This window comes from Candidatus Lokiarchaeota archaeon, from assembly GCA_014730275.1.
GTDB lineage: Archaea > Asgardarchaeota > Thorarchaeia > Thorarchaeales > Thorarchaeaceae > WJIL01.
Window position 1 is genome coordinate 1 of the sequence record WJIL01000140.1, and the last position, 23,616, is coordinate 23,616.

Annotated in this window: 20 protein-coding genes; 9 read left to right on the forward strand and 11 right to left on the reverse strand. The window is 45.2% G+C overall.

Translation table 11 applies throughout. The features are described from left to right. Positions 1 to 5,142: 5,142 nt before the first annotated feature. From GF309_15740 to GF309_15770, 7 genes are all read right to left on the reverse strand, one after another. Positions 5,143 to 6,159 carry a tyrosine--tRNA ligase gene (locus GF309_15740; protein MBD3160230.1) on the reverse strand — a complete coding sequence of 339 codons (1,017 nt, stop codon included), beginning with the start codon at positions 6,157 to 6,159 and terminating at the stop codon, positions 5,143 to 5,145. A gap of 62 nt (positions 6,160 to 6,221) precedes the next feature. Further along, positions 6,222 to 7,241, reverse strand: a complete 1,020-nt coding sequence (locus tag GF309_15745; protein ID MBD3160231.1) for a flippase-like domain-containing protein — start codon at positions 7,239 to 7,241, stop codon at positions 6,222 to 6,224. A gap of 3 nt (positions 7,242 to 7,244) precedes the next feature. After that, positions 7,245 to 7,910 (reverse strand): PHP domain-containing protein, encoded by a 666-nt coding sequence (locus tag GF309_15750; GenBank protein MBD3160232.1) that lies wholly within the window; start codon positions 7,908 to 7,910, stop codon positions 7,245 to 7,247. A 9-nt stretch (positions 7,911 to 7,919) separates the two neighbouring features. After that, positions 7,920 to 8,897, reverse strand: coding sequence for a hypothetical protein (locus GF309_15755; protein ID MBD3160233.1), 978 nt, complete (start codon positions 8,895 to 8,897; stop codon positions 7,920 to 7,922). A gap of 12 nt (positions 8,898 to 8,909) precedes the next feature. Further along, positions 8,910 to 11,675 carry a DUF362 domain-containing protein gene (locus tag GF309_15760; GenBank protein MBD3160234.1) on the reverse strand — a complete coding sequence of 922 codons (2,766 nt, stop codon included), beginning with the start codon at positions 11,673 to 11,675 and terminating at the stop codon, positions 8,910 to 8,912. 33 nt (positions 11,676 to 11,708) lie between these two features. Then, entirely contained in the window at positions 11,709 to 12,548 is an 840-nt protein-coding gene (locus GF309_15765; GenBank protein MBD3160235.1) for a hypothetical protein, read from the reverse strand. Positions 12,549 to 12,621: 73 nt separating this feature from the next. Continuing rightward, positions 12,622 to 13,173 carry a TIGR00725 family protein gene (locus tag GF309_15770; protein MBD3160236.1) on the reverse strand — a complete coding sequence of 184 codons (552 nt, stop codon included), beginning with the start codon at positions 13,171 to 13,173 and terminating at the stop codon, positions 12,622 to 12,624. On the opposite strand from GF309_15770, the gene GF309_15775 reads away from it, so the two are divergent. Beyond that, entirely contained in the window at positions 13,150 to 13,602 is a 453-nt protein-coding gene (locus GF309_15775) for a cupin domain-containing protein (protein ID MBD3160237.1), read from the forward strand. The genes GF309_15770 and GF309_15775 overlap by 24 nt on opposite strands. Positions 13,603 to 13,639: 37 nt before the next feature. Here GF309_15775 and GF309_15780 read toward each other — a convergent pair whose 3' ends face one another. Then, positions 13,640 to 15,466: a hypothetical protein gene (locus GF309_15780; GenBank protein ID MBD3160238.1), complete on the reverse strand. Its 1,827-nt coding sequence runs from the start codon at positions 15,464 to 15,466 to the stop codon at positions 13,640 to 13,642. Positions 15,467 to 15,743: 277 nt separating this feature from the next. Here GF309_15780 and GF309_15785 point away from each other — a divergent pair, with 277 nt between their 5' ends. From GF309_15785 to GF309_15805, 5 genes are all read left to right on the forward strand, one after another. After that, positions 15,744 to 17,183: a hypothetical protein gene (locus tag GF309_15785; GenBank protein ID MBD3160239.1), complete on the forward strand. Its 1,440-nt coding sequence runs from the start codon at positions 15,744 to 15,746 to the stop codon at positions 17,181 to 17,183. Positions 17,184 to 17,296: 113 nt separating this feature from the next. Beyond that, positions 17,297 to 17,761, forward strand: coding sequence for a hypothetical protein (locus GF309_15790; protein MBD3160240.1), 465 nt, complete (start codon positions 17,297 to 17,299; stop codon positions 17,759 to 17,761). Positions 17,762 to 17,884: 123 nt separating this feature from the next. Then, a complete protein-coding gene (locus GF309_15795; protein MBD3160241.1) occupies positions 17,885 to 18,352 on the forward strand; it encodes a hypothetical protein in 468 nt (155 codons plus the stop codon). A gap of 6 nt (positions 18,353 to 18,358) precedes the next feature. Continuing rightward, positions 18,359 to 20,149, forward strand: a complete 1,791-nt coding sequence (locus GF309_15800; GenBank protein MBD3160242.1) for a DUF3604 domain-containing protein — start codon at positions 18,359 to 18,361, stop codon at positions 20,147 to 20,149. Positions 20,150 to 20,237: 88 nt separating this feature from the next. Continuing rightward, positions 20,238 to 20,441, forward strand: coding sequence for a dodecin domain-containing protein (locus tag GF309_15805; protein ID MBD3160243.1), 204 nt, complete (start codon positions 20,238 to 20,240; stop codon positions 20,439 to 20,441). Positions 20,442 to 20,732: 291 nt separating this feature from the next. Here the strand turns inward: GF309_15805 and GF309_15810 are convergent, their stop codons facing one another. Beyond that, positions 20,733 to 21,089: a PQQ-binding-like beta-propeller repeat protein gene (locus tag GF309_15810; protein MBD3160244.1), complete on the reverse strand. Its 357-nt coding sequence runs from the start codon at positions 21,087 to 21,089 to the stop codon at positions 20,733 to 20,735. A 525-nt stretch (positions 21,090 to 21,614) separates the two neighbouring features. On the opposite strand from GF309_15810, the gene GF309_15815 reads away from it, so the two are divergent. Both GF309_15815 and GF309_15820 read left to right on the forward strand, forming a co-directional pair. After that, a complete protein-coding gene (locus GF309_15815; GenBank protein MBD3160245.1) occupies positions 21,615 to 21,767 on the forward strand; it encodes a hypothetical protein in 153 nt (50 codons plus the stop codon). A gap of 8 nt (positions 21,768 to 21,775) precedes the next feature. Then, positions 21,776 to 22,069 carry a hypothetical protein gene (locus GF309_15820; protein ID MBD3160246.1) on the forward strand — a complete coding sequence of 98 codons (294 nt, stop codon included), beginning with the start codon at positions 21,776 to 21,778 and terminating at the stop codon, positions 22,067 to 22,069. Between the two features lie 104 nt (positions 22,070 to 22,173). Here GF309_15820 and GF309_15825 read toward each other — a convergent pair whose 3' ends face one another. Both GF309_15825 and GF309_15830 read right to left on the reverse strand, forming a co-directional pair. After that, positions 22,174 to 22,350: a hypothetical protein gene (locus tag GF309_15825; GenBank protein MBD3160247.1), complete on the reverse strand. Its 177-nt coding sequence runs from the start codon at positions 22,348 to 22,350 to the stop codon at positions 22,174 to 22,176. Between the two features lie 114 nt (positions 22,351 to 22,464). Next, entirely contained in the window at positions 22,465 to 23,175 is a 711-nt protein-coding gene (locus GF309_15830; GenBank protein MBD3160248.1) for a hypothetical protein, read from the reverse strand. A gap of 169 nt (positions 23,176 to 23,344) precedes the next feature. On the opposite strand from GF309_15830, the gene GF309_15835 reads away from it, so the two are divergent. Continuing rightward, a complete protein-coding gene (locus GF309_15835) occupies positions 23,345 to 23,512 on the forward strand; it encodes a hypothetical protein (protein ID MBD3160249.1) in 168 nt (55 codons plus the stop codon). Positions 23,513 to 23,616: the final 104 nt, after the last annotated feature.

Below are 23,616 nucleotides of genomic sequence, written 5' to 3' on the forward strand. Positions count from 1 at the left end.
CAACATCACCATCTATACTGAATCCGATGACGCGCTCACTGTGGGAGATGATTTGTACACAGTTCGTTTTCAGGTCAACAAAAGCAACTATCAGAATCATACATTCGATATTGGCGTGGAAATCCGCAGTCATAATACCCTATTCACATTAGATGAACCTGTTGAGCAGACTCCATTTGCTCAGAATATTACAGTTCTTGTATTCTATCAGGATACGGATTTGTCAGAGGGAATTGTTAATGACACGGGATATGTGGCGCTGACAGTGACTTCTCCTGGAGTGTCCGACCTCGTATTCTACTCAGAAGCATCCGATCTTGGAGATGGACACTATAATATTACCATACCTGCCGATCAATGGGGAACCATCGGCTGGAAGAATCTGAGCATATCCATTGAATGGACTGGTAGTGTACTGAAATACTACGAGCAATCGCTCGAGACATCTGTACGAGTTCTAGGAACCGAGACTGATGTTTTCCTCGGCGTCGCCCCCACTGCAACAAACTACCTTGATAATGTCACCTTCACTGTTCGATATCGGGACGCTACTGATGATTCTCTAATCTCCAATGACACCAATAACGTGCTCGTCGACGTTACGGCCTTGGATTCAGGCTCGCCGGTCATACAGGGCGATTTCCACATTTTCGAGCAGGGAGAAAATCCGGGAGTGTATGAATTCCATCTTGATAGTGAGTACTGTCTTGAGACAGGCACCTTCAGATTCAGAATTGATATGATGTGGAGAAGTGGAATCTCCCCGAGATATGAGAACGGATCATTAACCGTTACTATCTTGATAATTGAACGACCAACCTACATCGACCATACTCCAGTCCAATCTACTCCTTACAATGAACTTGCGAATCTTTCATTCAGCTATTTCGATTCATTAACAGCTGAGAAAATAGCCAACAACTCCAAACTTACTGTTGAACTGAATGAAGTTGGGATTAGCTACTTCGTGGAGTATGATGATATTGAGAAAACCTTTACGGTTTCCATCAATTCAACTGGTCTAGACATTGGTACAAACTACCTTCATCTTAATCTCACTTGGACAGGTGACCCGTACTATCAAGATATTCAGAACTACCAGTTTTCGGTAACTGTTACCTTACGTACAACCCAGTTATCTCATCTCTCATTCACACCACCACAGTATGCAAACAACGTCACAATCGAGTTTGTCTATACAGACCTTGTTGCGGGAAGTTCCGAGGATATGACTGGTGACTTATCACTAAACGATTCGCTGAGTGGTTACTATTCAGTCACTCCAATCGGCGATGGTCACTTCATAGTTGTCCTCAACACTTCTGCATTCCCGCAGGATGGCGCATTCAATGTCAATGCGTCTGTTGAGTATAACGGATCGAATTTCGCCAGTGACGCTTTTGAAGTCTTTACGATAAATGTTCTAAGGCGTGTCACCCAAATCGGATTCGAGAGCCCTGATCCAACACCATATCAGGAAAATGTGTCTCTATTCCTTGAATACATCGATGACACGACCGGTCGAGGCATTACCGGTGCGACGGTGAGTGCATCCTGTGCTTCTGCGGTAGAATCCTTGACTCTGGGAGATAATTACTGGGTGGAGGAACAGGCGGATGGTGTCTACCTCGTCCTAATCAATAGTAGCTCACTAGGTGAACCAGCTACGTATACCCTTTCTCTATCAGTGTCACGTAGTGGAGAGCCATACTATGCCCCAGGAACGAAGGAGGTCAATGCTAAGGTATCCTATAGGTCAACCCGAATCGTGTTGACAAAGACTCCAGGAGAAACTCCCTTTGGAGAGAATCTTACCCTTGCTTTTCGATATGAGGACTTCATCACGGGAGAACTCATACCCGTATTGAAAGGAAATCTCACGATTCTACTGGACGGAACTCCCTCTGTTTCCGATTTCGATTATACCCTTTACAATCAGACTACGTATTACGAAATCAGCATGAATTCCACTGTACTGGATGATACCACTCTCATATCCAAGGAACTGACCCTATCAATAGATAGGTCGTCTCTTCCACCTTATCATGCCTCTCGGTCGATATCTACCTCTGCAGCATCGGTAGAGAGACCGACTGCCATACTTTTCACCCTAGTGGAAGAAACCCCCTATGGAGACAACATAACTATCGATTTCACTTACGAGGACTACACAGAAGAAGAAGGCATTGCAAACGCGATAGTTCAGCTAGAAAGCAGCAATGTCACATTATTGAACTATACCTTAATGGATCAGACTAACGGGAATTATCTCATCAAGGTACCAACCGAACAATTTGGGGACAAAGGCACTGTCTTTTTCAATCTAAGTCTGAGCTGGAGTGGTGTACCTTTCTATGCAGAGAGAACAGCACGCGATTTACCTGCTTCCATTCGCCTTATTCAAACCTCAATGGTGGCTGATGCACCTGCTGCTGGTACAGTACCGGTTGGCGAGCCAATTGTTGTCAATTTGACATACACTGATTACGACCATAATCTTCCTATCATTGAAGCTATGGTAACAACGAACTGGGAGCTATTGCATGGAACTTCTGCAACCATAGTTGAAATAGGCAATGGGGATTACCAGCTCACCCTGAATACAACCGGTTTGGTTGCAGGGGAGTATGACTTTGCCGTAGTTGCAAACAAGGCTTACCATGATTCTGTGAATTTGACACTTCAGGTTCAGCCAGGTTCAGCGACTCTTGATATTGCACTCGACAGAAGCTCGTATTATGCCGACTGGGGCGAGCTTGTCGAAATCAGAGCTGTGGTACGTGAAACATTCTATAACAATCCAATCAAGGGACTGAATGCTTCCTTGCTTTGGAATGGCACACTCTACTACTTCGATGATCTGAACAACGGAACTTACATTCTCAATTTGACGACCTCGGACTTCAATTATGGAACATACGAACCCCAAGTGAGTGTAACTGGCGAGTATTACCAGACCAGAATAACTTCACTCAATCTCATTGTGGCCAAAGCAACTGGTACCGTCATCCCAGAATCATCATCCATTGAGGTCGTGTTAGAATCGACCAAGGAATTTTGGGTCTATATGGAAGATACAACCAACGGTGGTCCAGTGACCGCTGTTGATGTATTCATGGAATTCAATGATACACAAGATACATTGTCTAGCAACGGAACACCAGGATACTACTTCGGTGAACTGAACACCTCCGGATTTGCCATTGGTCAGTATGATCTTTCGATTAGTGCAGATGCTCAAAACTATGCTTTCCTAGTTTCGACGATTAGTGTGCAAATCATTCCTGTCCCTTCACAACTTCAGCTTGCAGATGGCGAAACATCCTTGGTGGTTACCTACGGAGATACTTTGAACATCCAAGCGTTGTTTAACGACACCTACTATGGTGGCTCGATAGATTCAGCCAATCTAACATACAGCCTAGGTGGTCTTACTGGTCACCTTGAACAAGCAGCAAACGGCAGCTATACTGCTTCTATTGATACAAGTTCTCTTGCAGCTCAGAGTGTTCAGTTGCGCTTGAGTGCTGCCAAAACGGGATATCAGCTTCAGCGAAGAACGATCCTTACAAATATTCGACTAGTCCCGACTGAGCTGAATTCTCGGGTTGTTACCGCAGATGGATATCATGGTGAGAATGTCACATATGAATTCACGTACAATGATACTCACAACAATGTTGGTCTCTCATCTGCTACGGCAAGTGTTGAATGGGACGAAGCGAGAGTTATTGATCTTGGAAACGGCTCTTACGTGCTAGAAGTGAATCTGACTCCAGTCAATCCTAGACTCTATGACATCCCGGTCACATTCTCGCTTGATAACTACCAGTCCGCATCAATGATCGTGAGCGTACAACTAAAAGCCACCCCAGCAAGCATTGATGGTCCACAAAGCCTTTCCATTCCTGTAAATGATTCCCGGACTGTAATTTACACACTTACCAACATGCTGACGAACGAAACTGTCGGTGATATCAATGGTTTTGCATATTGGGAAACCATTGGAGAGGAACCTCTTGAATCACTAGATAACGGTAGCTACTCTATAACCGTACCCCCAGACTTACCCATAGGTACCTATTCTGTGGAAATCGCATTCCCGACGAATGTCTATTCTGTCGAATCGATTAGTATTCAGATAACAATTCGGAGAGTCCGAACAGAGCTCGTTGCGAAGACACCGCGAATCTCAACGCAACCCGGTTCAAGAATCACCGTTGTAGTCTCGTATGTTGACTTGGACCACAATGTTGGAATCAGCGGTGCAGAAGAGTTCATCTCCTTTGGAGAACAGAACATACAGTACTATCCTGATTTAACCAATGAGCCCTATAACAATGGTACGTACGAGCTAACTTTCAGAGTAAACGCCACGCAGACCTTCAATATTGAGATTGGCTTCTCTAAGGAACAATATGAAAGCAAGACTGTTCAGATTACCATCGATTCGGATGTTACGGCAGAACAGGTGTTGATTCGCAATGTTCAGATTGCGGGAGGTGTGGGACTAGCCATTCTTGCCCTCTTGATTATTCTTTATGTTAGAGTCTGGAGCATTCCCAAGATCATCCGAATTATCAACGGTATGATTGGGTCTCTCAAGAAAGGCAATGTACCTGAACCAGCTGAAGTACCATCGAGAGCTGAAATCCTCCGGGACGTATCAAATGAGCTGCTCCAGCCAGTAAAACTTTCGAAGGACTTGAATGAAATCGAGGGAGAGACAGTAGTTGCTGTTGTTCCTGAGGTCAACGCTCTCTTGGAAGAGCTTGCTGATCTAACAGGGCTAGGAGAAAAAGAGCTTGAAGCCTTCCGATCCGACTTGGCTAGGATGAAAGCTAGTGAGCGGCCTGGCTTCATCAGAGAAGTCATACGACAAGAGAAGGCAAGGAAGACCGAAGAGGGTGCTCTTGTTGAGGAACCAGAAGAGAAGGAAGTGGTTGAGAAAACCCTTGGATCTCAACCAGAGGAGCTCGAGGACTTGCGTGAGAAACTGAAAGACAAAGGCATGACTCCTGACGAAATCGAAGTAATACTCGAACAGGCAAAGAACTTGTCCAAGAGTGACTTGAAGGCACTGCTAGAGAGCTTAGGTATCAGCTTCTGAACCCATCCTAGTTTGTAATCCTTGCTTCAGGGCTACTCTTGAAAAGTCCTCTCGGCTTCTTCAAGAAGGCCCTGATGCTTCTCAAAATAGTTTCTGGCGGGTTCTAAGAGCTCGATGAGGGCCTTTGCTACGGTTTTCTTCACATCAAGGGGATGCAATTCCTCATCGACATACGCTTGCTCAAATGATTCTATTGAATCGAAAGAGATGTCTCCCCCGAATTTTTCTTTTCTCTCTATTTTGATTTCTTCATACCTCGGGAAGATGATGTATCTCATCGTGGCTGTGATAGGATTATCGGCCAATTCGCCCGCCGGACAATATGCCCCTCGAATTGTTTCCCGAATGCTTTCAGGACTGTCCGTTACTCGAATGTGAGATGTTGGGTCGCTAGCAGACATTTTGGCACCACCACCCCGTAGTGACGGAAGCAAAGGCATGAAGATGTATGAACTCTTAGGAAAGTCAACGTATTCTAAGTGTTCGCGGCCCAGCATGTAGATGTTCCGTTGATCTATGCCACCAACAGTGATGTCTGCGTCCAAGTATTTTACATCCAAAATCTGGAGGAGTGGATACAGTAGTTCCGAAACCTTGGCTGTCCCCCTCTGCCGAACAACTTCACTAGCTGCTCGTTTGGCCCTGTTTGTTGTTACCCTTGCTGCTATTCTATACAGGTCCTCCACATATTCTCGAGTATGCTGGTATGATGATCCTCTGACGAACTTCATATCCTTTGAATATTCTCCGAGAATCCCCCTGATACATTGCTCGTAGTAATCTGATCTTGTTTCCATTTGTTCAAAAGAGGTTTTCCTGTCATCAAGATGGGCATGATAATCAGCCAGTAGGATAGTTCCCTGTCCACCTATCTCAGTGAGCTGAATGAGTTTGTTTAGTGGTATGAGATACGCGAAGTGGAATGGTCCAGTTGGTGCTGTCCCGTAATAAAATGTGAAATCCTTTTTGGAGGCAAGTAGGTTTTCTATTTCGTCTACGGTTACCACTTCTTCGGCGTTAGCAAGAGCGATTTCTGCGCGACTGCTCATTCGTACTCACGAATCGAAAGCATCGAAAGCAGCGATTTAAGGTTGCTGGGGACGGCACTCTCTTAGTCTCTGGTCATTCTGGTTACTACTGCCATGGCAACGAATCCCACCATGACGCTGAACCATAATGTTACAAAGCGAACGAGCATCGTGGCTGCGCTGGCTATAGCGATTGGTAGCAGCATCAAAGTAGTCATCATTCCGATAGCAAATGCTTCATAGCCGCCTAATCCTCCTGGTAGGAAGATAAGAACTGCTCCGACTGTGGATGCTCCAGCGTGAATGAACGTTGCTGATGCCAGAAGTATGAGTGAATTGACGGTGAGGCTTGGAAGACCCATGCCAGTGAACAGACTGAGAAGAAGCCATAATTCCATGCATTCCATGAACCATCCAGGGATACTTACCAGTGAGCTGAGAAGAAGCGGCTTAGGTGCCAGCGTCTTCATCAGTGTATCCTCGATTAGGTCGCAGCTATCTTGGTACCGTTTCAAAGGTCCAACTGAAGTGAGTTTCCGTAGGATTTTGGAATAGAACGTTTCGCTATTTAGAACAAGGGCGCCGATAATTGCGAGTACTCCTACCCCTGCTAGGAGGAACAACTGATTTCCAATATTGAACGCTAGGATGAATCCTCCCATTGCCAGAGCTATCATAGCGAGCATATCAGTTATTCGCTCGGAAATGACCACTGGAACCGTCTTGGCTATGGGTGTCCCATCTATTTCGTTACAGAAGTATCCCTTGATTGCCTCGCCGATTTTTCCTGGAGTGGCTGTTAGCGTGAAGCCTGCTAGGAATATGCTGAAGCTTTCTTTGACAGACAAATTCACATCAATCAGACCAAGATAGTATTGCCATTTGACAAACCTGATAGCATAGTTGACAAAAGACATTGCCATCATGGTTGGAAGGACCCACCACCAGGGGATACTCAGAAGTGCATCAAAAACCAAGTCGAAGTTAGCATAAAACCCAATTAGCAGGTAAACCAGTACACCTACAACCACAAACGCAACCAGCTTTCTCGTGCTTATGAAACTCTCTTGTTCTTCCGTTTCATTATTGCCTTCGCTAGTCATCACTTACAACTTCCTTGCACGCTGCCAGATCATTGAGGGGAGATGCACCCATGGAAAAGAAACCCGGCCAGAAACTCTGGTATTCCCTTTTTTCAACTCCTCGTAGACCTGTTCAGGTGTATCTGCTCTTTCAAACCAGGTCTTCGCGTGCCCAATTTCTAGATGACTATGAGCATCGCTCCCTGCAGTCATCGGTTTGTTGAGCCGTTTTGCCAAATTTTGTGCCCACGTATTGAATAGCGGAAGAAGGCATCGTGAATTTATGCCCTCAATGAAATCAACATGCTTCTCAATGATTCTATCTGGGAGATTCTGCATTAACGCAGTTTCTTTTCGGAATGGATCTCTGGGATGAGGAAGCACAGTAAAAGCAGCTTGATCGTGAATGTCTTCGGCGATTTCAACAAACGTCCGATTCTCAATGTGGTCATTTATGAAAAGTCCAATCAATTCTCCATAGTCAGTAGATTTGAACTCGCACGCAGGCAGCAAGAAACGTCCGTTGTGAACAACAGCTTTGAGAATTGAAGCCCGCTCATGCTCAGTCAACGCCATTCCTTTCAGCTTCTTCTTCTTCATCCATTTGAACATATCCTGTGGTTTGTTCAGTCCATCCTTGGAAAACAGAGTGTGACTATGCAGATCGAATGGATATAGCTTTCTTTTCATCCTGAGCACCTACGGCATATCAGTAACATCTGGAACATCAGGAGGCGCAGGAAAGAGGTCATTAAAGAAGCTCAGTATTGGTTGCCAGAAGAACAAGGTCAGGAGTAGGACCAAACCAAATATGATTGCTCCTACGAGTATACCTTTGTCTTTGATTGCGAGATGGGGTTTGCGACCCACGGGACTACCAATCTGTAGGAGATATATGTATCGAAGAATGATACTGGCTGCAACTGGCACGGTAATCATAACTGGCTGAGTAACCATGACACTGCGGTAGTTCTCATAGGTGTACAAAGCATAGAACAGAACAACCCACGTAGCTGAGATACTGATGCCATGATCTAACATAGTATCGGTATACTGCGTGAACACCGACTTATGTTCGGGTGCATCGTCTCCAAGAAGCTGGAGTTCGTTCTTCCTCTTTCCAAATCCAAGAACCAGCGCAAAGAAGAAAACTCCAATTACCAACCAAGATGTGAATTTCACACCGATCAAGAATGTTCCAGATACCGCCCTGATAACGAAACCAAGAGCTATGGCGGCTACATCAATTACCGCGTAGTTGCTGAGGAATCGATTGTAGGCTTGAGAATTGAAAAGGTACAGTAGGATACAGAGGAAAAACATCCTGCTCAAGTAATACGCCAGAACAAGTCCTGAAGCAAGTAGTGCAATTGCTAGAACATATGAGGTTGATTTCGACACCTCTCCAGAGGGTAGGGGTCTATTCTTTTTCTCCGGATGTGCAGCATCCTCCTCAATGTCCATAATATCATTGATGATGTAGGTACTGCTCGATACAGCGCAGAGGACAAGAAAACCCATTATGAGTGGGGGATAGTTTGACAATCTGAAAATGGCTGGCAGCGTTTCCCAAGGCCACTCCTTTGGAATCTCGACGAAAATAATGGCGAGAAAAACTAGTAGATTCTTGTACCATTGCTGCGGACGAATTAATCGCAAATATCCCTTGGCTGACATTTTTATCTCCACCTATTCTTCAGAGTATTTTTTCCATAGCTCTCCCCATTCAGTTTCCTCCAGGAACCAGTCAACCCATTTCTTGCCAAATAGAGGCAACCAAATACCGTCATGGTACAGCCCAGAAAGTTGGATTGGCAACCACATCAGGGGCGAGCGGAAAATCAGTTGTTCCATGCCTGGGAACTTGAGAAAACCCCTGTTCCATGCGATGACCGGGCTTTTTCCTGTACTCAGGTGTAGATTGGGCAGATCTTCCCATGATTCGAAATCTCCCACAATTTCAATGCGATCTCTGCTTGCATCCCCCAGCCCCAGCTCTTCAGCAATCTGGAGCTTTTTCACTTTCTCCTGTGGAATTCCCATCAGACGGGTTTGAATCGCATCTGCGGAAACCATATCATGAGTTGCAATAAGCAGATTTCCAATTTTGGGTTCCATTGTTCGAGGCCCGGCTCCATCACCGACAACTGTGCCATCCGTTACGACAAACTCAGAATGTGATATTGTCTTCTGCAAGAGTAACAGATCAACAAGCACCTCGTGGATTTTGAGATGAGCCAGATGACGATTCTTGGTTAGATAGAGTCCAAATGAATCCTTTAATGCTCCCGTCATCTCTGTATGGCCATGTGTGTTATGTAGAACAATTCCATTGCCGACAAAGCTATTTGTTTCCTCTATGCTGAGGTCATACAGATACGGGGTATCGCTTTCAATTTCATCAATTGAAACAACATGATCCCATACGATATCCTTCGAAGCAAGAGCCTTCATTGCTGATATTTCTGATGCGAATTCATCATCAGAGTCGTTCTTCTCGAAGAGATTTATGAAGTACTCAAGTACCGGTCTTGTTGGAAGTGAATAGCCGTTCTCAATGGCATTCACAGAACTGGGCTTTCCTGTGGATTCATGGGTGAATCCTAGTCCTTCTCTAACCTTTCTAAACATTGATGGCGAAATTGGCATGGTGTCCCAATTGCTAGGCCTTTTGCTGCTCATTCTTCTCTCAGAGTGCTTCCGCAAAGCGTCTTCCTTATCCGCTTTCTTCAGATTCACAGTATTCGCAAAAGCGACCACATCGTCACCATAGATGCTGAGCTTGTGATATTCTCTGATTTCATCTGGTTTATCAGGAAGATGTACCCTTGTTTCCGTTTGGAATGATACTACACCAAGTCGAAGCAAAAGCATCTGTAGGTGCTTGATCAATTCTCTGCTTTTAGATGTGACATGCAATCCATCTTCTGCACATGTTCCATCTCCGTCGAAGTACCCAGCTACAAATGATGCTATCTCTTCGCTGGGACATTTGAATAGCAATCTTGGTATATCTTTGTTTGCCGCGGTAATTCGCTTTCCAAGCCCAATTCCTTCCATAAATTCGGCAAGATGAACGCTATCAAAGTAGAAGCTATTGTCTTTCTTCTTGGGTTCTATTCCAAACAACGATTTACATAGCATCACATAGTGATGCCTCAGCTTAGGATCGGTGTTAGTCCACCAGAATCTTACTGTTCCTTTCTCTACCTGAGTATAGCCTTCTGCCATGAAGTAGCCAATCCATCTCCAGAATTCCGGTGATGTGTGCGAAGGCACTTCAATCCAGTTGAAGGATTTTCTCAGTGGTATTTCATATCGGTGCAGTGTTGTTCGCACTGCTTCAATAGGAACATCGAGCTCTGAAGCGATTTCTGTAGTGTGTTTTCCTTCTAAATAGCGTTTCACCATAACTCTTTGAATCTCTGAATTGTATTTTCGGGTGGCTGTGAACTCAATGGAATCAATATCAATTTCAGAATGCTTCAGTGAGGGCACTTCTGGGAGTTTCTGGCTTTCACCATCGATGTCTATTCTTCTCGGTGTAGCAATTCTGTCGCCCTCTTTCAGTTGGCCGGCTTTCTTCCAACCTGATTCAGTCAAGAATGGATGCTCAGCTGAGACTTTGACGCTTCTTGATGTCTTTGTCTTCACTTCGAAAAGGGTTGCAGGAGAAGGAGTTCGCCAGAACTGATATGCAGTCCCCTCACTCATACCTCCTAACCTGGACAAAGTAATAATATCGTGATTCGAAACTGCTACAAAATCATTGTCTTCTGTTTGGATAACATCGTGAAGCGAATGAACCTCTCTAACTACATCTTCAATTGAGACGAGTGCACCATCTGCCAAGAAAATCTCTGTATCGGGGTGAACGCACTTAATTGTCGGCAGATGGATAATGTTAGTGTCAAAAACTTCTTTGGGTGCGATAGTTTCACCAAATGTATCTTCCAATGCAAGAGTATCCTGTGGCAATTCCACATCAACATAATTCGCTTTGATAAGGGGTAGAAACCTGATACCGTGTTTCTTGATAACTGGATACCAGTTGTTCTTGTGAGTGCCCTCGTAGATATTGGTAACTACTGTTTCGTTCTCGACAGCCTGAATGCTTCGATTGATAAACCCATCTCCAATGAGCTTCTTGAGCACGCCATCGAAGGTATAAGGATTTGTTGAGCAGGCTGGATAGAACTTGCTCCAAGATAGATTCAGTTTGATAGTTGTCTCGACATTCTTCGAGACATATTTGTCATAGTCGGCTAAGTCCATGACTCTCGCTATGTCTTCGTGAATTGTCTTCGGGGTTGTTTTAACTACAGCTACTTTTGTCATTGTACACTCAACTCTTGGAACGTTAACCCGTTGGGTCGAGAAACTTCTCCTACTATTTAAGAACTTGTCTCCAGCAAGCGCTTCGTTGGATGAGCTACTACTGTGACCTTTGTGCATATCATGCTGCGGATTACTGCAATTGATATCTAACTATACTAGAGAAATGGGGTTGACTGATTCATCATCTAAATGGGCGATTTTCGGATCAACGCGCCCTTTGTAAGCTGTACTAAATACGCTGATTAGCCTGCCATCAAAGAACTCTCTGAAGCCAGAAGGAAATGCTTGATGAGCACGAATCATCATGCACACGTCTAGATTCTTCGCAAAATCATCAAATGCCTTTCTTCCGAAGTTCTTTGCGCCGCCGCCCCGCATACTTCGCTGGAAATAGAAATCAGCAGGCTTTGGGTCGTTCCAGACTAATTGAAACAGCACTTGGTCATGGATATTTTCATAGTGTCTATTTGGCTTCTGAAGATCCCGCAATGAAGAGACACCTTCAGGGACTCCACCATGACACGCGAATACGCCCTGTTTATTTATCGCTGCAATTGGTAATGCTTTGAAGAAATTACAATAATTTCGAAAGAGGTCTCGTGAATATCTTCTTCGGATTACGTCTCTGAATCCATACCGAGCAGCCAATTCTTCTTCCTCATGATTTCCTCTCAGCAACAATACCCGGTTTGGATACTCTGCAGCCAAGGAGAGAACCAAGTTAGTTGTTTCAATCTGATTTTCTCCTCTATCCGCATAATCTCCCAAGAACACAATGGCCGAGGGATTCATCTCGTTGAAATTCTGAAGAACTGCTTCCGCAGCCTCTAAATCGCCATGGAGGTCTCCAACAAACAACACGTCTTCAGAAGGGAACTCTACCACATTCGGTTCGATTTCATAGTTTGAAGAAAGCCTGTCCAGTAGATAGCGCACCTCATGTTCTACTAGATCGTAGTCCCCTGTAATGACTCTCTTCGCAAGTTTCATTCTCTCTTCACATAGAAAACGCTGTATTTTCTTATAGTATTACGGCAATCCACATCGGATGCCTTCAACATTTTCACTCTGATTCTAGCGATTCAACAGCTGCCTGTACTGCTTCTTCTGCACTCTGAGCGGCATATACAGAATCGCTGCGGCGATGATCGATTTTCTGACCAGCTAATTTCTTGGCCCATCCACCTGATTCCACCAAAGCAATCAGTGGACGATCTGAGAACCAGGCAATTGCCATTTCACTTAAGGTTCCGGCTGACCCTGCGATGGCAATCACTGCATCCCCTCCACGGGCAACAAGGAAGTTACGAAGGTATCCCATTCCTGTCGGGATGGCGATATCAACAAATGGATTCGCGTGCAGTTTCTTCTCTGTGGGTAGAATGCCTACAGTTACTCCTCCATGTCTCTTTGCGCCCTTACAGGCGGCTTCCATCACACCACCTAGACCACCACACACCAAGACATATCCGTGCTTTGCAATCTCTGCTCCTACTTCCTCCGCAAGCTCTAGACCCCTTCCACTTGTGTCGGAGCCGCCTATTACAGCTATTGTCTTCTCCAAATCTATCACCGTGTCTGTGTCGTCTAATTGGTATTCAAGCTTAAAACTCATGTTCTCTCTTTGCTAGCGTTATTCTTTTACGGGCAAGATGTCCTACCCAGAGTGAGATGTTATCCATTGGAGATCTACAGGGCCAATGAAGCTGAACCTAAGAAACGAGTCGGTTATACAGCCACCTATGTCGCGGATATAAAGCTAAAACAAGAGATAGATACTACTGCATTCATCGCAGTTCATCTTGACGCTGGTGCTCGTACTGAACCCCACGCACATCAATCTCTTCAGGAGGCCTTCGTATTCCTTGACGTAACGGAAATTGGTGTTGACGGGAAGATATATTCAGTTGGGCCTGGAGATGTTGTACTTGTGGATCCTGGCGAAAAGCATTGGTTCTCAGCTCCAGCTGACAGGAATATCAGTTTCTTGGCAATCAAACTACCAAACATACCTGATGACAAGGTGAAAGCATCAGCTGCATAGTTGAGGGCGGTCTCGTAGCCTAGAGTGGTAATACGCCCTAGGTCTGTGGTTGTGCTATTTCCAAATAGCGGAAGCCATATTCGCCTTCGAAGGATACTTCGGCACCTTCACCTGGAGTAATAAGGAACACCACAGCGTGGTCTTTTCTTAGCTCTCCACTTGCCTTCTCTATTTTGAATTCACCTTTGCTTAGAGCAATCTTATGACCTGTTCTGAGAGCTCTGATTTCCTTGTGCTCGCGAATATCTATGCCAACTCGAGCTTGGATTTCGTCGTTTCTAACAATCAGAACCTCATTTCCTTTCACTTCTTCTCTGCTTAGGACATCCATCCAAACCCTCATTTCTTCTGGCAATTTCTCAAGGGGTACAAATCCATCCGTTGTCATATCTTCTACCTCTGGGAGATTCCCTTGGATTTCGTTCAAGATTGGGGTTATCTTGTCTGTAGACCAGCCTTTCTTGACAAAGGTTTTCAATGCATGTTCAGCAATTGTCTCAAGAGGGCCTTTGAAGCGATCGTGTGAAGATGCTGAAACTTTGTATAGCATGTGAAATGATGTAAGAGCTCCTTGCTCTTTACCATAGGCTACACCTATTTTGTAGCCGTTGAGAGCTAGATGCCACGCATTGTCGTGGTTGTCGAATTGTATGCAATACGTTGCAATGTCATTAAGCATTGAAATTGTAACAGACGGATGCTCTAGCTTTGTCTTTGTAAGCTTGAACCCACCCATGAATTCTCGAAGTATTTGCATCGTAACATATAGGCCTTCGGAGGTCTCTTGCATCTGAGTAAGGCCTGCTCTGTCTAGGAGCCCGTCATACAGCGAGTAGTAATAGTCGATCTCCTCATAGTCTTCTCTAATCAGGTTCAAAATGATTATGACCATAAAAACAGAAGCCTTCAACTCGTTGTTGCTGATTGATGCGAACATGAGCAACCGTGCGGCTTCATCGCTCACTGTTAGTGCGTCTTCTACTCCTTCACGGGTGCCACGATACAGATGGCATATCATTTCCAAGTAGTAGAGGAACAATGTTAGGTCCGAAGCGTGATCAACTAATCTGTCATGAGTTGCGCTGTCTTGAGTAAGCGTTGACACAATAAGTAACCGCTCGATTTCATTTTGTATCGCTTCGATTTCGTTAGCAAGGGAATCGTACATACCCTTTTGGAAGTCCTCAAACATAGCTGGTAAGCCAGCTTTGATGTCTTCCAGAAAATCCAACACAAAGAGTGGCTGCCCCTCTGAAAGCTTTCTATCCACATCTTCTGCAGGCCTCTTTACCGATCGGATGACACGAAGTGCATGATCCTCGATGATTCTGATACGTGTTACAGGATCGTAAGATTTTCTTCGCGAAATACTGTACCGTACTTCTTCACTGTATATCCGATCCCGTATGGTTCGTAGTTTCTTCTCAAGTTTACCTTCCTCAACTGATTCAATCAGTTCAAGTACAAAAGCTGAACCAACTATTCCTTCAACAGATCCGACATCTTCAATATCACTGCTCAAATCCTCTATTGTATTCAGCAATTTCATATCACTTGTAACTATCTTCGCCTCATCTGTACGTGATGCAGCCAAGATTAGAGACATGTCATTGAACTGAGGAAGGGCTTTTTTCGGCCAACCAATTTTGCCGATGAATTTCTTGATATCTTTGCTTAGCGTCTCATCTATTCTAATTATTTCTTCAACTTCCCTTCGCAGATACCAACGCAGCTCGTGAAATACCTGTCTAGTTATCCAGAGCTCCATTCCTGCTTTCTGGGCAGCTTTCTGGATATGCGCTACATCTTTGGGGCGTTCACTGAATCCGCTTATGAAAAAATTGGCGTCGAGGTATACGCGCATTATCATGTCTCCTAATTTGTCATGTGTTTCGGTGTAACAGGCCTTCCACGCGAAAAATGGCGGCCTAGCTAACCAAGACTAATTCGATTGAATGACCTCACCATTAAGGTCTTTCGTTAGGTAAGAAGACAGACCAAGAAAAATAGCTGTTCATATCTACATTGTATCTGGGAGGCGAGATTGACTGGATTTGGACCTTGAGGTTGAAGTCAGCCGTAGCCACTACTCTTAAATCTCGCATGATATTGGCGTCTTGAAAGCACGGAGCATATCTCTGATGAACACTCAGGATAGACCAACAATTTCGGAAATTCTTGACATTTCCTCTGTAGCGATTGTCGGGGTTTCGCCCCGCATGGGTTATTACTGGGTGCACGCCATGACTCAGTGGGACCATGATCTCGATTTGTATCTCGTCTCGAGATCCGGCGGCGAGGTCATGGGAAGGACGATTTACTCAAGTTTGAGTGAAGTTCCTAGTGAAATCGATTACGTTATTGTTGCAGTACCGCAGCGCGCAGTGATTAGCGTCCTGAAAGAAGCAGTCGCGAAGGGGGCAAAAGCAGCGACGGTCTTCTCAAGTGGGTATTCCGAGCTGGGTACTGAAGAAGGCAAACGTAACGAAGAGGAGCTTAGAGAATTCGTTAATGGTTTGGATTTGCGAATAATTGGTCCTAACTGTATGGGCTTGATGTATCCACGCATCGGATTTGCTTTCGTGCCAACTGTGCCTCGTCTTGCCGGTGATGTGGGCTTCATTTCACAATCCGGCGGTGTGGCTATTGCCGCTTACACAGCTGGTACAGCCGCTGGACTAGGTTTCAGCAAACTGTTTAGCTTCGGAAACGCAGTGGATATCAAACCACCCGAAATCGTGGATTATTTTGCAGGCGATGATGAAACAGATGTTCTAGGCATCTATATAGAGGGAGCCAACGATGGACGAGAGCTGGTTTCTCTTCTTAGGGAGACTGCTTCGAAGAAACCTGTTGTGGCTTTGAAAGGTGGACGATCCAAAGAGGGCTCAAGAGTTGCGGCTTCTCATACTGGGGCCCTCGCAGGCAATAGTGAAATCTGGAAGGCGGCGCTTCGACAAGCAAATGTCGTTTCAGTTGACACCATCGAAGACCTTGTTGGAACGCTGAGCATCTTTTCGATGTGTCCTGAACCAGAATCCAGAAACGTTGGCATAGTAGCAATCAGCGGGGGGACCAGCGTTATCTACACTGATTTGTGTGTTGAAGCAGGTCTTAAGGTTCCAAGAACGAGTGCTAACATCCGTGAGCGGCTGGATCCTCTCATTCAGGATGTTGGTACGAGTTTGAATAATCCAATAGACCTAGCGGCGGACTACTATATGGATCAAACTATTTCAGAGGTCATCACAATTGTTGGTGAAGAGGAATCTTTTGATTCCATCATCATAGAAGCAGATGCTCACAACATCCATCAAATTGCTTCTATCATGGACGCAGAGGATGCTATTGGATATTACTGGGAATCCTTGGCCAAGGGGGCTAGAAGCATTCTTGAAGAACACAACAAACCGGTTCTCGTCACAATTCCCGATATTGCGTACCCCGAGGCACGCAATGTTGCTTGGGAAGCCATCAATGCGGAGGATTTGCCGATTTTCCGCAATATCTCAGAATGCATTGGCTCGCTGGCTCGTGCATGCGATTACTATGAAATAAGACGGCGAAGGCAAGGAGACTAGGTTCGCAGCCAGTTGAGATTCATTTCTGTCGACTTCACTGTCCCTTTTCCACAGAATCACAATATAACGAAATCTTAAATTCAATTGAACTGAATAGTCTTGGGGGTCGAAAGATGTTGTTAGCAGCAATTGCACCTCTTGTGGCTTGGCTAGTTTTCCGAAAGAAAGGTGTGAGATACGGGCTAATCGCATTCTTGGTGGTTTCAATACTTGTTCCTAGCTTCATAGATTATGACATTCGACACGGAGACATTGAAAGATACGATGTTATCTCGGAAGGAGAACGAGAATTTTCCATAGTATATTTCAATTCTACTGCGCTGTTTCCCTTTTTGCTTCAAAAACATCACAACTGGACTGCAGCGAAATTTGTATATCAGGTTCATTTTCTTGATCATGATGGAGAGCCAATTTTCGAAACCTCACCGTGGGACGACCAAAGTGAATACATGCATTGGAAACGATTCGATGTGACACTGCGACTTTGTGGCATTGGGATTCTAATCAGTACAGTAGTTGTGAGTGTGACCGAATCTATGTTATGGTGGCAGAAAAAAAGGATTATCAAGAAATCATAGACCCATTCGGTCTATTTGTCCATGATGTGAGGTTCTTATACGGTAGCTGAAGCGATACAGAATCCCAGAAGCTTCGATATTCTAATATCGGACCATGTGAGTAGTGTGTGTTGGGCGTTCAATTTGGAACTTGAGATTTCTTGGACCACTATTAGCCGAGCTTCGGTCTATGCAGTACTTTCAGCTGCTATCTTCCTTCCAATCTCCTTCTATGTCTATGGCGGGATACAAGTGTACATCTGGATAATTCCGTTGGCTTGGGTACCTGTTGCTGCAATTCAAGCTATCATTGTGTCAATTGCTGCCTTATTCGCATTATCTGCTTCTTGGATTGTTACCACCGCCGGTACTGACACGGACATCCAGCTTCGCGAAGGCCCGATTTCTATACCTGGTCATCTGCTTCGTATGTCTGTGTTTCTCGCGGGGTTCATTGGAAGCTCTCTCTATTTCTGGAATATCTTTGCTTTCTTGTGTGGAATTCTTCTTCTTTGGTTTGGACGGAATCGAGTTTGGGAAGGTATGGGCACCTTTTCAATTTCTTGGACACTGCTTGTACAGATTTTCGTGTACCTGTCATTCTGGAGGTAAGTCAAAGTGGCTAGAACTAAACATATCCGAAAAAGTACGGTTCTGAAGATCGCAATTACCATCGCTCCTCTACTTGTCTGGGGTTTCATCAATATCGATCTCGGTGTTATGACAAATAACCAAACCACCATGCTCTGGGTACACGGACCGTCGACGCTCGATTCCGCCGAAGAAGGAGAGTTGCTTATTGAGGCGTGGGACCAATTCGAACGTTTGAGCTGTTCGTACAAAGGACGAGTTGAGTTCTCTCTCAAATCCTACGATATTGACACACTCGAACCTATACCGGAAGAAGAAGTCGTGAGCCAATTACCCGCCCCGCATCGCTTCACAGGGCAACTCTTTGGCCAAGGCATCATACCTGCTTACTTGCTACCTGGCATGGACAACGGAATGCGAAGATTCAGATTCCAAATATCAACGGAAGGCGTACACTACATTCTCGTTGAAGATACGCTTACAGAAAAGACCTACTGGAGCAATCCAATAGTGGTTGAAGATTCAGCGACACCTCTTGTTTGGGGCGATATTCATTCTCACTCTTTGCTTTCAGACGGAAGCGGCATGCCCTATGAGAACTATTACTTCGCCCGCGTTGTTGCTGGAGTGGAATTTGCCTCAATTACTGATCACGGAGAGAACTTACACTTGGATAATGGCTGGTCGTCGATCCAAGCAGCTAGCAACGCTGCCAATGATCCCGGTGAGTTTGTCGCTTTCCAGGGCGTAGAATGGACATCAAGCGGCGGCCCCCATACCCCCTCTTGGGGCTATGGTCATCTTACATTCATCTTCTCTGGTGACCAAGTAGGGCGAATTAGCGCTGATATACAGAAAACCGCAGATGATTTGTGGAATTACTTGGATGAATTCACGAGTGAAACTGGTGATAGAGCGCTAGCAGAACCTCATCACTGTGTGCGTCAGCCTTTCATTCAGGATTGGGCCGCCTGTTTCAATCATCCAGAATACATGCGAGTTGCTGAGGCTTATTCGGTCCATGGTAGCAGTCTAATCAATCCCTATTCACAGTGGAATGAAACCGGAACTGTGGGGCAGCCAGGAGCAGAGATCCCTGGTAGTAGCATCAATGAGGCTCTTAGTATGGGTCTACGCTTAGGCTTCATAGCGAACGGAGACTCGCATGACGGTTTTCTCGGACATTCGATATCTCATACCCGTGCTTTTATTGGACACCAATATCCTCCTGCTTACGATTCGTCACGAGTACCCCAACCTTATCCTAGCGGCGTAACAGGTGCATTTGTTGGAAACATCACACGAGAAGCTGTTTTCCATGCTATCTACAAAAGAGCCACCATTGCGAACTCCGACTATGGCCGACCGTATGTGAGATTCTCAGTGAATGGGCTAGAACCCGGTGACAATGATTCAACCTTGATTGTGGACAATGCAACAACAAACAGGGAAATTACTCTCTTCCTAGCTCAAGACGGGAACCCATCAGCTGGGTATAAGCGTGCGGCTAAGCCATGGATTGATGATCGAGATTGGAGCGCAAGAGTGCAAGTCTTCAAGAACGGTGACCTATGGCGAGAGGAGGAGATTGCCACTCCCTTGGCATCTATTACCTTCACTGATTCGGCTGCCATAACTGGAACAGAATACGAGAACTGTACAATCAAGAACGGCGAGTGGTACATAAATGGAGAATCGCTAACTGCTGTGGATCCTGATTCACTGAACACAGGTGGTGCAGATTACTACTTCGTCCGGGTCCTTACAAGCAACGGTCGTTTTACTGCGATAGGTCCCATCTGGGTCGAATCTGCTTGACATCCGTTTGCAAATGATAGCAATTCGGGTTGCAACAACCTTAAAGGAATGCAGTTAATTATAGTTTAGTCGGAAGGAGAGATGAATCGTGACAGTGGCAAAAGTCATCGAATTAGTTGGTAGTTCAGAAGAGAGCTTTGAGGATGCAGTGCAGAATGCAATCGATACTGCGTCTGACAGCATCAGGAATATCCACGGCTTGGATGTCTTGGATTGGACTGCAGACGTTGAAGACGGCAAAATCGTGAAGTACAGAGCGAATGTGAAAATCGCATTCCGCTACGAGGAGTAAGGGAATCGCCAGAAATCTGGCCAGATTCCCTATTTCCATTTTCTTGTCCTTTTTTTCCTAGAGCGCCAATTTACTACACCGCAAATGTGCGGCTAGATTTCTTTCGCTCTAACTGCTCTATCCAACAAATATGTTTCACGTGGAGCATTCCTTCGTTGGAATATCTGAGTCAATCAATTTGACTATGGATGAAGAGTAGGGGCTTGGGCTATTACATCTGATTGACGCAAACGAGGAATGTATCGTCAACGAGGATGTAATCAGACCCAAGCTGTGATATCTCCATGTGCCTTACTTCTTGGCATAGAGAATGACAATGACTATTATGATTCCAGCCGCAGCACCGCCTCCCGCAACGAGTAGAACCGGATCTATTCCCTCGGGCTCTGTGGTTTCTGTGGTTGTCTCGGATGTCGAATCGGTAGTGGTCGGTGAAGGAGCCGCGGTGAGTGCGTAGACTCTATTATCCCTACTCCCAACGACGACATCTGGGGTACCATCATCATCTAAATCATCAATTGCAGGTGAAGAACAGACATCATCACCAGTCTGAAAGGACCAGAGTACAGTGCCATTTTTCCCATCCCGCGCATAGATGTTATGACCACTCTGTGAAAAATGTGAAATACGATATTGTGTTGTTAGCACTTAGCAACCCCAAAGCATTGTCTCCCTATTGGATACTCTATTGCAAGGCCAATTGCGTTTGGTAGCCTATGAACATGATTGAATATTAAATAGAGACTCATTTAATTACAGCAACCCTCACCGCTTCACAACCCCCCATATCCCTTGTTTGGTGGATGCTGGCCGCATCTGTTGTTGTTGTTGCTAGTGTAATCTCACTGGCGGCCCGAAAGCGGCTCAAGCTGTATCTCGGAAGGAATAAGGACTAGCTTTCGAAAGTGTCAAGGGTCTCTTTCGAGTTATTGTTAAATCTCCAATAGATAAGGTGAGTTTCAGATTTGAACCAGTGAAAGAGAGTTTATCTAGTTGCTATTGGGAATTTGAACTTACGTGCCATCTTGGAAATCTGCGGTACGAGCTTATGTGACAAGTCTTGTACCAACAGTCCGATCCTGTGACCTTTCTAGATTACCTTAATCACTCAATAAACGAGTTTAAGTAAGCCCAAACATTCCTGAATATGAGGGCAGCGAATTTGAGGGCTGGATGAACCCCGGTATCATGTTGCAACAGCTGGGGAGAAATCAGGAAGCCCAAGAAGCCTATGATGAAGCAGAAGCTGCAGACCCTGAACAGTTCGAGTCCGCACTGCAGCAGATACAGCATCAGATAGGCGAAGCCAGGGCACGAATGATATGAGGGGGAAGATGATGGCAAAGGCAGAACAAAACGCCATAGACACGTCACTCACACAGGTTCGTGAAAAGGCTCAGCAATTCTTGAACCAAGGGAAGATCCAAGCAGCAACTGATATCCTCTGGGATACAGCTAACACCCACAGAAATGATGCGGCCACATGGCACATGTTCGCTAACATCTATCGGGACCACGGAAGCAGGTTCACGGACGGTGAAAAGGCGTACAGGAAACGGTTCAACCTTGCTGACGGGCCGGATATCCCACCTTTCGAGTTCATAGCCTCACTCTTGTGGCTTCTATGATATGGCCTGCAGGATACCACCGGAGGCAGTTATCGAGTATGTGAATGAGGAGCTTGGGTCATGGCATCTAGGAATACCCGAGGGTGACGACGGAGAACCACTGTTCACTTGAAGATGAGGACATAGCTTTGAGTTATCTGAGCAGGGTCTACAGACCCATTGTACCCGAGATACGAGATTGGTGGTTCTCCCCAAACCACAGCGTAAAGGAGGACATCATTGACACCACCTTCAGGGGACACATCAAGTACGAGTTTGATAGTGTACAGGTCGTCTCCCATTTCTACGAGGACCATATCACGCTGATTGCCCGGTGTTTGGATATCAACAAAGAGAAGGAGGTGGGACGAACATCAACCCATCCAACCAGAAGGTTTGTAATAATTGGTATCTATTTAAAACCACAATCTAGCAATGGTACGATTCCAGTCGCTTTCTGTTTTGTCTGTTTCAGAAAGTGGAGAAAGTGAGTCTGTCACACCTTCTAGTCCGACCATATAGTGGTCTGGAGGAAATATGGATATTGGGAAATGAACAATCAACGTGTTATTCTCTACTGACAGGGATGTGTCATATTGTTGACCGAGAGTTCCGTTGTAGTACGTGATAGTATAGTCGGCGGATAACCTGTCATCGATATCCTTCACAATTATTCGAAGTTTGTACTGATATGACGTATCGTTCTGAATGTTTCCCGCTACATTCATCTGGAGGACGATATTGGAACCACTCAAGTGTGACTCAACGCTTAAGATATCGATATTGGGATTCTCAACGTCTCCTTCTGGGTCAATATGCCTGATGTTTGTTCGGTGGACAGGGGTCCGCCCTACAACAATAATGCTCGGTATCAGTATGATTGCTACTACACCGAGTGTTAGAAGAGGCCGCTGGCGTGCCTTGGACGAGAGAAGGGAGAGTACTGAGCGGCTTTCGTCAGGCTCAAAAGGTTCCTCTGGTCGGTTCTTCCAGTTTTTCAGGTATCTTGCCAGGAAGACCAACACGAGGACTAGTACCAGCCCTATGAAGATCATGCTAAGAAATCCGAGAGTCTGCTGTTGCACTGGAGAAGTAGGAACCGTAACAGTAGTCTCAGTACCTTGCATTGTATTTCCAACCCTTGTCTTTTTGAACCCCATGCGTTTTTCATGAAATAGAGAATTTGATTCTTTTTGGGTTTTCCATATGAAGTTAAGAAAAATTTAATAATCCTATGATAAAATGATTGATGTATCATCATTAGAGGTTCTGCCTTTATGATCAGGAGGTTGGAAATTGAAAACATGTAACAAGGAAATCGCTTTAGCATTGGCAACCGTTTTTGTCCTGTCAATTGTTTTTCCATCTTTGGCTGTGGCACCATTGAATAACTCAGATCCGCTTGTGCTTGAAGTCGAAGATGCAGGCAATGTGGATTCCATGGCTTTGTCCGGGATTAGTTAAGACAGGGAGAGACCGGTGGTGGTTTATTCATCGAATCCGGTTGGGACCAGATTAGTGGAAATAGGCAAAAAGAGATGTTCAGTTGACCCCGAAACAGGGGAAAG